Source organism: Halorubellus amylolyticus (genome assembly GCF_034808145.1).
Classification (GTDB): domain Archaea; phylum Halobacteriota; class Halobacteria; order Halobacteriales; family Natrialbaceae; genus Halorubellus.
The window spans coordinates 337,830-350,752 of record NZ_JAXHGM010000002.1; the positions used below are offsets into that span (position 1 = coordinate 337,830).

The window sequence follows — 12,923 nt, forward strand, 5'->3', positions numbered from 1 at the left end:
AATGAGTCCTCGGATTGCCCGGGGCGTCAGCGGCGGACGGCGCGGACGAGCGCGCTGTCACCGACGGCGAAGTCGAAGCGATCTGTAGTCAGTAAGCCGACGCCGAGCGCGGCGGCGACCGCGACGGGTACCCAGTTCCCGTAGAGGGCGTTGATGCCGCCCCAGAGCAGGACGAAGCTCACGAGGTCGTCGAGCATGAACTCGCACTCGCGCAACCTGTCCTTGAGCCCGGTGCGGTCCAGGCCCTGGTCGAACGCGAGGACGGCGACGGTCGCGGACAGCACCCAGCCGCCGTAGTTCGACCACGGGACGCCGTAGTACTCGCAGGAGGCGGTGGCGGCGCAGTCGTACGCCCAGAAGTTGACGGCGACGGCGCCGGGGTCGAGGACGAGGTCGGTCGCGAGGACGGCGGCGACGGTCGCGGCGAGCCGGACGGCGGTGTTGTCGGCGCGGTCGCCGAGCAGTAAGAGTGTGAGGAGGTAGGCGTTCAGGACGAGCGGGAAGAAGAACACGGGGAGGGCGACGGGGATGACGTCGGCGAGCATCGGGCCGAGCGGGACGGTGTACTCGAACGCGCCGTACGGCCAGCCCGTGGTCGTGCCGACGTACTCGATGCCGTACGCGTACGCGGTGAGGAGTGCGAGCGCGACGCCGGCCTTCCTGTCGACGAGCGGCGCGACGCCGGCGACGAGCGGGAGCCGCATCACGAGGACGCCGAACAGCACGAACAGGGGGTTGTACGCGAGGAACGAGAGGGGGTCGGGGTACCAGCCTTCGGCGCTCGCGACGAGCGATATCGCGCCGACGAGCGGGAAGACGACCGCGATGGTGAACCGGTGCTCGCGGACGAGTTCGTCGAGGCGCGCCTGCACGCGCTCGCGACCGGAGGGGACGGTCGTCGCATCGGCCACCGACTGCGACGCCGACGGCGAGTCCTCAGACGCCATTCGTGAGCCTCCAGAGCGCGCCGAGCGTCAGGACGATCCCGATCACGGTGTTCAGGTACGGGAACCACCAGTACGCGCGGTCGACCGCGATCTTCGACCGGGAGACCCACGCGACGAAGACCGGGTAGACGGCGAGGGCGACGCCGAGGCGGTAGTCGACGGCGGCGAACGCGACCGCGGCGGCGGTCCAGACCGCGAAGCAGTACGCGTACGTCTGGGACTCGCCCAGCCACGTCGCCGTGGTGTCGATGCCCGCCGCGCGGTCCGGTTCGATGTCCGGGATGGCGCTGAACGTGTGCATCGCCATCGTCCACAGCCATGCGCCGGCGAGCGCGAGCACCGGTGGGTGCTGCCCGGCGACGGCGGCGTACGCGGCCGCGCCCGGGAGGACGTAGAGGCCGTTCGAGAGCGAGTCCAGCAGCGGCGTCGTCTTGAACCGCAGCGGCGGGGCGCTGTACTCGGTCGCGAGCGCGGCGTACGCCCCGAGGTACGGCCACGCGAGTGCGGGCGTCGTCGCGGCGACCGGGACGAGCGCCAGTCCCGAGGCGGTGACGACCGCGACCACCCACGCGTCGCCCGAGAACCGCGCTTCGCGGCCCTCCTTCTTCGGGTTCGACGCGTCGACGTCCCGGTCGAAGACGTCGTTGATCCCGTAGAGGTAGACGTTCGCGGGGACGAGGAAGTACGCGAACAGCACGAGCGCGACCGGCGCGAACAGCTCGGGGACCGAGCGGGCACCGTACGCGACGCCGACGACGACCGGGCCGGCGAGGTAGAACCAGAACCGCGGTCGCGAGAGCGTCAGGAGGTACGCGAGCCCCTCGAAGACGGCGGTCGTCGTCGACTCGTGGGTCCCCTCGGTCGTCATTCCTGGCGTACGCGTTCGAGGCCGGCGTCCTCGCGGACGGCGTCCGCGGTCAGTTCCCCGCTGATGAGGCACATCGGGACGCCGATACCGGGCGTCGTGTACCCGCCGGTGTAGTAGAGGCCGTCGACCGACTCGGAGCGACGCGACGGCCGGAAGAGCGCGGTCTGCTTGAGGGTGTGCGCGAGCCCGAGCGCCGACCCCTCGTAGGCGTTGTACCGCTCGGCGAAGTCGCTCACGGTGAACGTCTCCTCGACGACCATGCGGTCCCGGAGGTCCGTGCCGGTGTGCTCGGCGATGTCGTCGAGCACGACCTCGCGGTACTGCTCGCGCATCTCATCGGTGTCGTCGAGCCCGGGCGCGATGGGGACGAGCACGAACAGGTTCGAGTGGCCCTCGGGGGCCACCGAGTCGTCCGTCTCGCTGGGGACGCAGAGGTAGTACGCCGGGTTCTCGGGCCACGCCGGGTCCTCGAATATCTCGTCGAAGTGCTCCTCCCAGTCCGTCGGCAGTACGAGCGTGTGATGCTCGAGCTCGTCCACGTCGCCCTCGACGCCCATGTACATGAGGAACGCCGACGGCGCGTACGTCCGCGAGTCCCAGTAGTCGGCGTCGTAGTGGCGCTTCCCCTCGTCGAGCAGTTCGAGTTCGGTGTGCGCGTAGTCCGCGTCGCTCACGACGACGTCCGGGAAGAACGTCTCGCCGGGCTCGGTCGTGACCTTGAACCCGCCGCGCCGACCCATGATCTCCTCGACGGGCGTCCCGGTGACGTACTCGACGCCGAGCTCCTCGCCGAGCGCGGCCATCCCGTCGACGACGCCGCCGACGCCGTTCTCCGGGTACCAGACGCCGAGGTTGAAGTCGACGTGACTCATCAGGTTGTACAGCGCGGGCGTGTTCTTCGGGGAGCCGCCGAGGAACACGAGCGTGTACTGCATGATCTGCTGGAGCTTCGGGTGGTCGAAGTACTTCTCGACGTGGTCCTGCATCGACCCGAGCATCGTCAGCCCGCGCGCCTGCTTCGCGACGTCGGGGTCGAGGAAGTCCCCGATGGTCGCGCGGTCCTCGTACACGAAGTGCTCCATGCCGACCTCGTAGTTCTCCTCGCTCTGTTCGAGGTAGCGTTCGAGCGCCTCGCCGGCGCCTTCCTCGTAGGACTCGAACACCTCCTTCGACCGTTCGAGGTCGGGGGTAATGTCGACGCGGTCGCCGTCCTTGAAGAAGACCCGGTAGTGCGGGTCGAGGTGTTCGAGGCCGTAGTAGTCGGTGGGCGTGCGGTCGAAGTGCCCGAAGAACCGCTCGAAGACGTCCGGCATCAGGTACCACGACGGTCCCATGTCGAACCGGAAGCCGTCGCGTTCGAGGACCGACGCGCGGCCACCGAGGCCGTCGTTCTTCTCGACGACGGTGACGTCCGCGCCGGCGTCGGCGAGGTAGCACGCTGTCGACAAGCCACCGAATCCGCCGCCGACGGCGAGGACCGAGGTTCCGGAGAGTCCGTTCATGACTGGACGTAGTAGCGAGACGACCTTAAATAGCGGCCACGACTCGGTAGGTGTGCGAACCGCGAGCACGCGATGGCACGCGGTAGCCGTGGGTCGACGACACGGTGGCTGCGGACTCGGCGGTCGGGTACCGGGCGCAATCGGGTGGCGAACTCGGCGGTCAGGTGCCGGACGCGACCCGTGGCGTGGGGTCGTCCTCGTCGACGGAGTCCGGCCCTGGTCGCTCGCGTTCGTCGGGAGCGTCGACGTCCGCCGCTGTTGTCGCCGTCCGGAACTCGAAGCGCGCGCCGCCGTCGACGGCCTCGACGACGTCGACCGTCCAATCGTACGTGTCCGCGACCTCGGCGACGATGGCGAGCCCGAGGCCGGTGCCGTCGTCGTTCGAGTACCCGCGTTCGAACACCGCGTCGCGTTCGCAGCCGGGGATGCCGGGGCCGTCGTCCGCGATGGCGAACCCTGGGTCGTCGTCGAGACAGGTGACGCGGATCGTCGGGTCGGGGCCGGCGTGCTCGGCGGCGTTCCGATAGCAGTTCTCGAACACCTGTCGGAGGTCGCTGCGTTCCGCTTCGACGGTGCAGTCGACGTCGACGACGACCTCGCCGTCGCCGATGTCGACTGTCTCGTGGGCGTCGGTGGCGACGCCGGCGACGTCGAGCTCGGTGACGGCGTCGGGGTCGCGTTCCATGCGGGCGAGCGCGAGCACCTGGTCGACGAGCGTCTCGATCCGGGCGTGACACGCGTTCACGTTGTCGAGGTGGTCGAGGTTCCCCGTCTCGGCGGCGAGTTCGACGTAGCCGCGGGCGACCGCGAGCGGGTTCCGGAGGTCGTGGCCGAGGATGCTCGCGAACTCGTCGAGGCGCTCGTTCTGCTCGCGGAGTTCGGCGTTCGTCTCGCGGAGTTCGGCGTTGAGTTCGCGGAGGCGTTCGGTCTGTCGGCGCTGCCGGAGGTAGAAGTGCGTCGGGACGACGCCGAACCAGGCGCCGATGGCGGCGATGCCGTAGCCGACGTGGAACGCGTCAGCGACCCCGCCGAACGGTTGGTCGATGCCGGCGTAGAAGGCGGCGACGAGGGCGAGGTAGCTGACGGCGGTGACGACGCCGACGGCGGCGACGCGACGACAGTGCGTCGGCGTCTCGGTTCGGGCGAGGTGGACGCCGAACGCGGTGAGGGCGACGAACGCGAGGACGGAGACGACGAACGTCGACGCGAAGAGGTCCGCGACGACGCTGGCGAGGTGAGCGGTGCTGGTCGCGGCGTGGACGACGACGGCGGCCAGCCCGGCGAGTCCGAGCGCGACGACGCCGTATCTCTCCCCCTTCGCCTGCTCCCCCCGGGACACGAACATCAATTGAATACATATCGGTAAATCACCGTGGCATGATAAAACAGGCCACTAGCCGGGGCGCGAACGGGAATCGGGCCGTCGACGGTCGGGCGAGAAGCGCCGCGTCGACCGCCCGGTTCCGGGTCGGTACCGCGACCGGTGGTTTCCTATCGACCGTCCCCGTAGGCGGTGGTATGCACGGGACGACGGCGGTCGTGACGGGTGCGACGAGCGGTATCGGACGAGCGGTCGCCACGGCGTTCGCCGAGGCGGGCGCGTCGGTCGCCATCTGCGGTCGGGACGCGTCGGCGGTCGGCGAACTCGTGAACGACCTGGAGGCGGCCGGTGACGGCGAGGTCACCGGGTTGCGCGCGGACGTCCGCGACGAGTTCGACGTGGAGCGGCTCGTCGAGACGGCGTCGCGGACCGGGCCGGCGGGCATCGACGTCGTGGTCGCGAACGCGGGGGTCTTCCACGGGACTCCCGGGGAGGCGTCCATCGCGGAGACGTCCTACACGGCGTTCGACGAGGCGTTCCGGACGAACGTCCGCGGGGCGTTCGCGACGTTCAAGGAGTCGCTCCCGCACCTGAACGAGGGTGCGCGCCTCCTGCTGCCCACGGGGTCCGTGGCGCGGGACGCGAAGCCCGGCCTGGGCGGGTACGCGCCGTCGAAGGCCGGCGCGGAGGCGGTCGTCCGCCAGTTCGCCGCGGACACCGGGTTCGTCGCGGGCTGCGTCGACCCGGGGAAGGTCGACACCGACCTGTCCGGCCCGGGCGGTCGCGAGCCGGGCGACGTGGCGGGGATGTTCGTGTGGGCGGCGACCGAGTGCGACGCCGACGACCTCGACGGCGAGGTCGTCGACCTGAAGGCCTGGAAGCGCGCGACGCGCTGAGTTCGACGCGCGGGAACGAGCTCGCTTGGGGCGGATGCGCGACCGATGGGGTTATTAACGAACGTCTTCGTGTTGTTAACACGAATGGTTACTAACTCGGATTCTCGGATTAACAACCTCGCTGGCGTGCCGACGGTCGGCGTCCTCGCCGTCGTCGCGTTCCTCGCACTCACCGCGTGGGCCGGGACCGTCGCACTCGACGGCCGCGAGGAGCTCTGGAAGGTCGTCGGCATCGCCTGGACCGCGTTCGCCGCCATGGCCGTCGCCATCCCGCTCGGCGCACGCGCCGACGGCAGCCACGCCCACGGCCTCGTCTGGGCGTACGGCCTCGCCGCCGGCGCCATGGTCACCAGCGCCGCCGTCTTCCTCCTCCCGCAGGCCTTCGGCCTCCACCCGCGCTGGGGCGGGTTCGGCGTCGCCAGCGGCATCGTCCTCGGATTCGGCGCCCACACCGTCGGCCACCGCCTCACCCACGAGACCAGCTTCGACCACACCAGCCTCGAGATATCCGCGCACGCCCTCGCCGCCGGCACCATCATCGGTATCGTCTACGGGAACATGCCCACGCTCGGCGCGTTCCTCGGCGTCGCCATCGTCTCACACAAGGGCCCAGCCGGCTACGCCGCCGCACGCCGACTCGCGAGCGACGGCGGCAACCCCTGGGTGCTCCTGCTCCCCGCCGCCGGCGTCGGCCTCACCGCCATCCCCGCGTCCATCGTCGCCCTCCCACCCGACCCCGTCCTGAACGCGCTCGTGTTCGGGTTCGCCGCCGGCGTCTTCCTCCACGTCGCCATGGACTTCCTCCCCACCTGCGAAATCGGCGGAGACGTCTACGACGTCGCACACACCACCGACCACGCACACGAACTCCTCGACGCCCTCCGCCTCCACGCCGTCGCATCGACGCTCCTCGGCGGCGGCGTCGTCTTCGTCGCCTGGTCCCTCGTCGCCTGACGCGGCCCCGCGGAGAGTTCGCTTACAGCTCGCGGTCGCTCGACGGATCGTCGAGCTCCCAGAGGACCTCCGGGAGGAACGCGTCCAGGTTGTCGACGACCTTCCGCTCGCTCACGTTCATGCCCTCGCAGTGTTCCCACGCCGACTCGCGGACGTCCACGTGGATGTCGCCGTCCTCGACGCTCACCGCGAGCGGATACACCGAGCACCGCGTCGGCTTCCAGTCGTGCTCGGCGTGCAGCTCGCAGAGGCCGTCGTCGCGCAGGAACACGCACGCCTCGCCGTCGTCGCCGACGTGCTCGTCGCGGTCCTTCGACTCCTTCTTCACGAAGTCCTCGCCGCGGAACTGCGTCGTGTTGTCGAGGCTCGCTCGCTCCGCGAGCTCGTAGAAATCCCGCTCGTAGAGGAGGACGCCGTGCGTACAGCACCACGTGCACTCGTCGACGCACTCGAAGGTCAACTCGGGGTCGAACTCCACGACCGCCTCCCGACCGGGATGCACTTCGACGCGACGAGAGCCCGTACTCATCGCCTCTACCGACGCCGCGCGCGCCCAAGTGTCCTTCCCTTCCGGGCGCACCAAACAAATTAGGACGCAGGCATGAGAGGCCGGAGCTAGACAGCTAGCACAAGCGCACGCTGCGCCGCCACCATGTCTCGAACACACTCCCTCCCGATGGACGCGACCGTCGACCTCGCGTCGACGGACGCAACCGTCCTCGTCGTCGACGACGACGAGGCCCTCGCGGACACGTACGCGCTCTGGCTCCGCGAGCACGTCGACGTCCACGTCGCGTACTCGGGGAGCGACGCGCTCGACGTCCTCGCCGCCGAACCGGTCGACGTCGTCCTCCTCGACCGCCGGATGCCGTCGATGTCCGGCGACGCCGTGCTCGCCGAGATGCGGTCTCGCGGCCACGACCAGCGCGTGTCGATGGTCACCGCCGTCGAACCGACGCTCGACGTCGTCGAGATGGCGTTCGACGACTACCTCGTGAAACCGGTCGGCCGCGACCCACTCGAATCGACCGTCGAATCACTGCTCGCGCTCGCCGAACACGAACCCGCGTTCCGCGAGCACTTCTCGCTCCAGTCCAAGCTCGCGGTCCTCCAGGCCGGCCCCGAGTACCGCGCGCAGGACGACCCCGAGGACCTCGACGCCCTCCGCGAGCGCGTCGCAACGGCCCGCGAGCGCGCGCTCGGCTCCCTCGACGACGTCCGCTGCGACGACCACGTCGACGGTACCGGCTGCGTCACCGACATCGGGTGAGGACCCGCACCCGACCGCGCTCTCCCGTCACTCCGTCCACTCTCCGAGCGGGCCTCACCTGCCTTCGGAGCGCCCTTCGCCATCCTCCCAGAGACCCTCACCTAACTTCTGAGGGTTCACCACTACCTTTGGTCGTGCCCAAGCAGGCGATGGCTCGCGGGGCGACGTCGAACCGGCCCGCGGCCGATTCCCCCCCTTGGCGCCGGTGGCCGCTCCCGACTCTCCCCCCCACGCACGGGCCACCGACGTCCTCTCCCGTTCCACCCCCACCTTCGCACCGTCGGGTTCGCAAGCGACCGCGTTCGGTCGCTACCCCGTGTTCTTCATGCCGGCGGCGATCCCTTTCACCGTCAACCGGAGCGTGCGCTCCTCGGCGGGCGTCCGATGCGTCTGGTCGAGCAGGTCGACCTGCAGCAGGTGCAGCGGGTCGACGTAGGGGTTCCGCCGCGAGAGGCTCTCCCCGAACCACTCGCGAGCGTACACCGTGTCCCGGCCCGTGATCTCCTTCACGAGATCGCACGCTCGGTCGTACTCGCCCTCCAGGCGCGGGAAGAACCGCTCGCGGAGCTCGGGCGTCGCCAGGTCCGCGTAGTGGCTCGCGATCTCCATGTCGGTGCGTGCGAGCGCGACCGCCGCGTTGTCCAGGAGCGTCGTGAACACTGGCCACGAGTCGTACATCTCCCGGAGGGTCTCCAGGTCACCGCCGTCCTCGGCGCTCGCGGTTTCACCGCTCGCGCGTTCGGCGGGCTGTGAGCCAGCCAGATACTCGTCGAGTGCGGTGGCGAGCCCGTACCAGCCCGGGAGCACGCACCGCGACTGCGTCCACGAGAACACCCACGGAATTGCGCGGAGGTCCTCGACCTTCCGCTCGCCGGTCCGCGAGGCGGGCCGCGACCCGAGGTTGAGGTTCTCGATGACCGTGATGGGCGTCGCCTGCTCGAAGTACGACACGAACCCGTCGGTCTCGAGGAGGTCGCGGTACTCGTCGCGCGCGACGTCCGCCATCCCCGCCATCGCGGCCTCCCAATCGTCCGCCGCCTGCGGTTCGGGTTGCTCGATGGCGCGCTTTCGCGACCGGAGCTGCGCCGACAGGAGCTGTTCGAGCGAGCGCTCGGCGACCTGCGGGTTCGCGTACCGCTCCGCGAGCACCTCGCCCTGCTCGGTGAACTTCACCATCCCCGACACCGCGTCGCTCGGCCGGGCGAGCAACGCCGCACCGATGGGGCCACCGCCCCTGGAGATGGAGCCGCCGCGGCCGTGGAACAGTCGGAGCGTAACGTCGTGGTCGTCGCAGACGTGCGCGATTCGGCGCTGGTTCTCGTGGAGCCGCCAGTTCGCCGCCAGGAACCCGTTCTCCTTGTTCGAGTCCGAGTACCCGAGCATCACCTCCTGGACGTCCCCGCGCGCCGCGATGGCCGCCCCGTAGGCGTCGTTCTCGAAGAGCGTCCCCATGATGTCCCGCGCGTTCTCCAGCGCGCTCTCGGTCTCCAGCAGCGGCACGACGTCCACGCCCGAGTACTCGGGGAGCGAGACGACGCCCGCCTGGTCCGCGAGGAACAGGACCTCGAGGACGTGACTCGGGCGTTCGGTCATCGAGATGGCGTACGTGTCGATGGCGTCCGCGCCGTACTCGCGCTGCCAGTCCGCGAACGCGTCGAAGCGCTTCAGGACGCGTTCGGTCGTCTCGGAGACGCCGTCGGTGTCGGTGACGTCCACGACCGGCTGGTCTTGGAGGATGGCGTCCGTGAGGACGTCGACGCGCTCGTCCTCGGTCATCGCGTCGTAGTCGATGCCCGCCCGCGCGAGCGCCTCGCCGACCGCCTCCGTGTGGTTCTCCTGGTGGTCGCGGAGGTCGAGGCCGGCGAGCGTCAACCCGAACGTCTCCACCTCGCGAACGAGCGGTTTCACGTGCGCGTCGACGATGGCTTCCGCGCCGTTCGCGCGGAGGCTCTCCGCGAGCACGTTCAGGTCCTCGATGAGCTCCGACGCGTCCTCGTACCCGCCGGGGCGGACGTCGCCGACGCGGTCGACGCGCTCGCGCATCAGCTTCAGCTTCTTCCGGTACGGCTCGCCCGGGTAGCGCTCCTCGGTCTCGGTCGCGACGCCCGGGAGGCGCTCGCGGTCCGCGGCGAGACTCGCCTCGAACGCGTCGGTCGGCGGACACCGCTTCCCGTCCTGACTCACGACCCCCGAGAGCGCCTTCAACCGACCCCGGTAGCGCTCCAGGGCCACCGAGCGCTGGCGTTCGAGCGTGCGCTCGGTGACCTCGGGCGTCACGTATGGGTTGCCGTCGCGGTCGCTGCCCGCCCACGACCGGAACTCGAGGAGCTTCGGGACGTCGAGGTCCTCGACCACCGCGTCGTCCAGTTCCCGCTCCAGGGTGTCGTAGACGTCGCCGACGACGTCGAACAGCGTGTTCTGGAGGTACCACTGGACGTTCCGCGCCTCGTCGTCCGGCGTCGGCGGCCCCTCCCGTACCTGCGGGGTCTGCCAGAGCGACGTCACCTCCGCCTCGATGTCGCGCCAGACGCGCGCGTCCTCCAGGTCGGTGAGCGAGCGCTCGTCGAGCGTCTGGACGTGCTCGGCGATCGACCGGAGCTTCGCCTTCACGGTCTTCCGGCGCGCCTCCGTCGGGTGCGCGGTGAACGTCGGTTCGACGAGGACGTCCGCGAGCGTCCGCTCGACGACGTCGACGTCCGCGTTCCCGAGCTCGTCCGCGGCCGCGGGCAGCGAGTCCTCGAGTTCGTCGGTCTGCCGGCTCCGTCGGACGGTCCGAACGCGCTCGCGTTCCTCCGCGAGGTTCACGAGTTCGAAGTACGTCGTGAACGCACGAGCGACGTCGCTCGCGCGCTCGGGGTCGAGCGCCTTGATCGTCTCGACGAGTCGTTCGCGCGAGTCGACGTCCCCGCGCCGGTACCCGATGGCGCGCTCGCGGACGTCCTCGACGGTCTCGAACGCCGCGGTCGACGCCTGGGCCTCCAGGACGTCGCCGACGAGTTCGCCGAGTTCGCGGACGTCCTGCCGGACGTCCCGTTCGTGCAATGCCATACCACAACGCACGCGCTCCGGTTCCATCAAACCCGACGCCACGCCGAAAAATTGCCACTCGGACCGTAGTAATTAATCGTGCACGTTCGGGTGGTGGCCGCGACCCGCCGCTCAGTTGTACCCGCGCCACTTCTTCCCGCATTCCGTGCACTTGAAGAACCGCGTCGGCGGTTCGTCCGCACTCGCCGTCTGCTGGATGTAGTACCACGCCTCCTCGGTCCCGCACTCGTCGCAGCGCACGTCCGTCGCCGTCGGCTTCCCCTCGAAGTCCGCGTTCTCCTCCGTCTCGATGACCGCCGCGTCGGCCTGCGCGTCCGTCGACACGTACTCGCTCTCGTCACCACCGCGGGACTCGGTCGCGCCACACGACGAGCACACCCACTCGTCGCCGTCGGTCTTCATCATCGAACCGCAGTCGTCGCAGAATTGCATACGTCCAATCGCGGTTCGAGGTACTCGACTGTAACGCCTTCGCGACGACACCCTCGGTCGTCTCCCGACAGCCTACTCGGTCGTCACGTCCTCGAGTCGCTCGTCCTCCAGGATGACCGGACAGTCCGCGACCTTGAAGTGCTCCATGTCGACCTGCTCCAGGATGTCCGTGCCCTCGTGCGAGCACCCGACCTCCGGCGGGTCGGCGAAGTACGGACACTGCGAGCAGTACTTGCGCTTCTGGACCTCCCGGACCTCGCGCTCCCCGCGGGGTTCCACGGTCGGCTCGTCGGTCTCCACCTGCGCCCAGAGCTCGTCCGCGTCCAACTCGCCGACGTCCACCTCGTCGAACAGCTCCTCGTCCGCCTTCGTGTTCCGCTCCCGCCGCCCCTCGACGCCGGCCGCGAGGTCTCCGAGCGGCCCCTCGTGGCCGTCCGCCGGCACCCGCGGACCGTCCTCGGGCGCGGACCCGTCGCCGCCAGCATCGGCGCCAACCGGAGCCCCATCGCCGCTCGCATCGTCGCCCATCGGAGCCTCGTCACCGCTCGCGTCACCGTCTCCCGCAGCGGCCGCGGGCGACTCGTCGGGGAACAGCGTCGGCGGGGCCGCCTCGTCCTCGCCGCTCACGCGGTCGCGCAACCCACCGAGTGGCTCCTGGCCCGACTCCTCGGACGCCTCGTTCCCCTCGCCGACCGGAGCCGACTCCGCCGACGCGTCGTCACCCTCGTCGAACGTCCACCCGTCCTCGGCGTCGACGTCCGGTGGGTCGGACCGCTCGTCCTCCCTCGTCATTCGGACACCTCCTCGGCCTGCTCGGCGAGCTCCTCGGCGAGCTCGGCGTTCAGGTCGTCGTCGTGGCCCTCGGGGAGCGCCGGCGGGTCACCCGTCACCAGCCGGTTCGAGGAGAACAGGCCCGAGCGCTTCTCGACGTCGTTGAACGTACTCGCGCAGTGCGGGCACTCCGGCATCGACAACAACGAGACGTCCACGGGCGACTCGCACTCCTCGCACTTCGCCGTCCTGATGCTCTCGCGGTTCGCGGCCAACTTGAGCGTCTCGGCCTCCGCACGCCGCGACTCCTGGAGACTCAACCGCTTGACCTCCGAGCGAACGTCCACGAGCACGCGAGCGAGCGTCCCCGTCTTCGCCTCCAGTTCGTCCGTCGTCTCCGTCAGGTACTCGAGGACGTCCTCGAAGTTATCGAATCCCGCGTCGAGGTCGTCCTCGACCCGGTCGACCGTCTCCGAGAGCGCGGCCACGTCCGCGGCCATCGCGTCCACGCGCTCCGTCAACGCCTCGTGCTCGTGCTCCGCTGGTGCCTTCGCGTCCGCCTCGCGCTTGACCTGCACCACGCGCCTGCGGACGTCGTTCAGGAGGTCTTGGAACTCCTCGCGTTGCTCGTCGAGCGCGTCCTCGAACGCCGTCGTCTCGACGTACGCTTCGAGCGCCTCCTCGTCGACGACACCGTCGACGTCGTCGACCGTCACGACGCCGTCTCCGGCGTCGTTCTCGGTCATCGAGCGGTACGCGGCGACGAGCTCTCGGATGACGTCCTCCCGACTCCGATCCATCTCGACGGCTTGCTGGTCGAGCCACTCCTCGAGGTCTGGCGGGAGTCGAACCGAGACGTCGACGTGCTCCTCGCTCGCCATTCGGCTGGATTTCGGTCTTAAGGTGCTTAAGGG

The 12,923-nt window shown here is 69.8% G+C and carries 12 protein-coding genes; 3 read left to right on the forward strand and 9 right to left on the reverse strand.

Features of this window, described 5'->3' with window-relative positions:
- Positions 1-26 precede the first annotated feature (26 nt).
- The 4 genes from cruF to SM754_RS07440 form a co-directional block, all read right to left on the reverse strand.
- On the reverse strand, positions 27-947 hold the full coding sequence (gene cruF, locus SM754_RS07425; protein ID WP_323675592.1) for a bisanhydrobacterioruberin hydratase: 921 nt from the start codon (positions 945-947) through the stop codon (positions 27-29).
- A complete protein-coding gene (locus SM754_RS07430; RefSeq protein ID WP_323675593.1) occupies positions 937-1,815 on the reverse strand; it encodes a prenyltransferase in 879 nt (292 codons plus the stop codon). Before SM754_RS07430 ends, cruF begins: the two co-directional genes overlap by 11 nt.
- Positions 1,812-3,317: a bifunctional phytoene desaturase/3,4-desaturase gene (crtID, locus tag SM754_RS07435; RefSeq protein WP_323675594.1), complete on the reverse strand. Its 1,506-nt coding sequence runs from the start codon at positions 3,315-3,317 to the stop codon at positions 1,812-1,814. The genes SM754_RS07430 and crtID overlap by 4 nt, the downstream gene beginning before the upstream one ends.
- Positions 3,318-3,477: 160 nt before the next feature.
- Positions 3,478-4,656: a sensor histidine kinase gene (locus tag SM754_RS07440; RefSeq protein ID WP_323675595.1), complete on the reverse strand. Its 1,179-nt coding sequence runs from the start codon at positions 4,654-4,656 to the stop codon at positions 3,478-3,480.
- Positions 4,657-4,835: 179 nt separating this feature from the next.
- Between SM754_RS07440 and SM754_RS07445 the strand changes: the two genes are divergently transcribed.
- Entirely contained in the window at positions 4,836-5,534 is a 699-nt protein-coding gene (locus SM754_RS07445) for an SDR family NAD(P)-dependent oxidoreductase (RefSeq protein ID WP_323675596.1), read from the forward strand.
- A gap of 84 nt (positions 5,535-5,618) precedes the next feature.
- Complete coding sequence (locus tag SM754_RS07450) at positions 5,619-6,488, forward strand: ZIP family metal transporter (RefSeq protein ID WP_323675597.1); 870 nt, start codon at positions 5,619-5,621, stop codon at positions 6,486-6,488.
- Positions 6,489-6,510: 22 nt separating this feature from the next.
- On the opposite strand, the gene SM754_RS07455 is transcribed toward SM754_RS07450, so the two are convergent.
- Positions 6,511-7,017 (reverse strand): YkgJ family cysteine cluster protein, encoded by a 507-nt coding sequence (locus SM754_RS07455; RefSeq protein ID WP_323675598.1) that lies wholly within the window; start codon positions 7,015-7,017, stop codon positions 6,511-6,513.
- Between the two features lie 123 nt (positions 7,018-7,140).
- On the opposite strand from SM754_RS07455, the gene SM754_RS07460 reads away from it, so the two are divergent.
- Positions 7,141-7,758, forward strand: a complete 618-nt coding sequence (locus SM754_RS07460) for a response regulator transcription factor (RefSeq protein WP_323675599.1) — start codon at positions 7,141-7,143, stop codon at positions 7,756-7,758.
- 309 nt (positions 7,759-8,067) lie between these two features.
- On the opposite strand, the gene ppc is transcribed toward SM754_RS07460, so the two are convergent.
- The 4 genes from ppc to SM754_RS07480 form a co-directional block, all read right to left on the reverse strand.
- A complete protein-coding gene (ppc, locus tag SM754_RS07465) occupies positions 8,068-10,806 on the reverse strand; it encodes a phosphoenolpyruvate carboxylase (RefSeq protein WP_323675600.1) in 2,739 nt (912 codons plus the stop codon).
- 111 nt (positions 10,807-10,917) lie between these two features.
- On the reverse strand, positions 10,918-11,238 hold the full coding sequence (locus SM754_RS07470; protein ID WP_323675601.1) for a transcription factor S: 321 nt from the start codon (positions 11,236-11,238) through the stop codon (positions 10,918-10,920).
- Positions 11,239-11,310: 72 nt separating this feature from the next.
- Positions 11,311-12,030 (reverse strand): DUF8135 domain-containing protein, encoded by a 720-nt coding sequence (locus SM754_RS07475; protein WP_323675602.1) that lies wholly within the window; start codon positions 12,028-12,030, stop codon positions 11,311-11,313.
- Positions 12,027-12,890 carry a hypothetical protein gene (locus SM754_RS07480; RefSeq protein ID WP_323675603.1) on the reverse strand — a complete coding sequence of 288 codons (864 nt, stop codon included), beginning with the start codon at positions 12,888-12,890 and terminating at the stop codon, positions 12,027-12,029. Before SM754_RS07480 ends, SM754_RS07475 begins: the two co-directional genes overlap by 4 nt.
- Between the last annotated feature and the right edge of the window lie 33 nt (positions 12,891-12,923).

Excerpts from the sequence above, each read along its gene's own strand:
- SM754_RS07450 (WP_323675597.1), top strand. The coding sequence starts at position 5,619 with ATGGTTACTAACTCGGATTCTCGGATTAACAACCTCGCTGGCGTGCCG.
- crtID (WP_323675594.1), bottom strand. The coding sequence starts at position 3,317 with ATGAACGGACTCTCCGGAACCTCGGTCCTCGCCGTCGGCGGCGGATTC.
- SM754_RS07455 (WP_323675598.1), bottom strand. The coding sequence starts at position 7,017 with ATGAGTACGGGCTCTCGTCGCGTCGAAGTGCATCCCGGTCGGGAGGCG.
- SM754_RS07430 (WP_323675593.1), bottom strand. The coding sequence starts at position 1,815 with ATGACGACCGAGGGGACCCACGAGTCGACGACGACCGCCGTCTTCGAG.
- SM754_RS07475 (WP_323675602.1), bottom strand. The coding sequence starts at position 12,030 with ATGACGAGGGAGGACGAGCGGTCCGACCCACCGGACGTCGACGCCGAG.
- SM754_RS07445 (WP_323675596.1), top strand. The coding sequence starts at position 4,836 with ATGCACGGGACGACGGCGGTCGTGACGGGTGCGACGAGCGGTATCGGA.
- SM754_RS07470 (WP_323675601.1), bottom strand. The coding sequence starts at position 11,238 with ATGCAATTCTGCGACGACTGCGGTTCGATGATGAAGACCGACGGCGAC.
- ppc (WP_323675600.1), bottom strand. The coding sequence starts at position 10,806 with ATGGCATTGCACGAACGGGACGTCCGGCAGGACGTCCGCGAACTCGGC.
- cruF (WP_323675592.1), bottom strand. The coding sequence starts at position 947 with ATGGCGTCTGAGGACTCGCCGTCGGCGTCGCAGTCGGTGGCCGATGCG.
- SM754_RS07460 (WP_323675599.1), top strand. The coding sequence starts at position 7,141 with ATGTCTCGAACACACTCCCTCCCGATGGACGCGACCGTCGACCTCGCG.
- SM754_RS07480 (WP_323675603.1), bottom strand. The coding sequence starts at position 12,890 with ATGGCGAGCGAGGAGCACGTCGACGTCTCGGTTCGACTCCCGCCAGAC.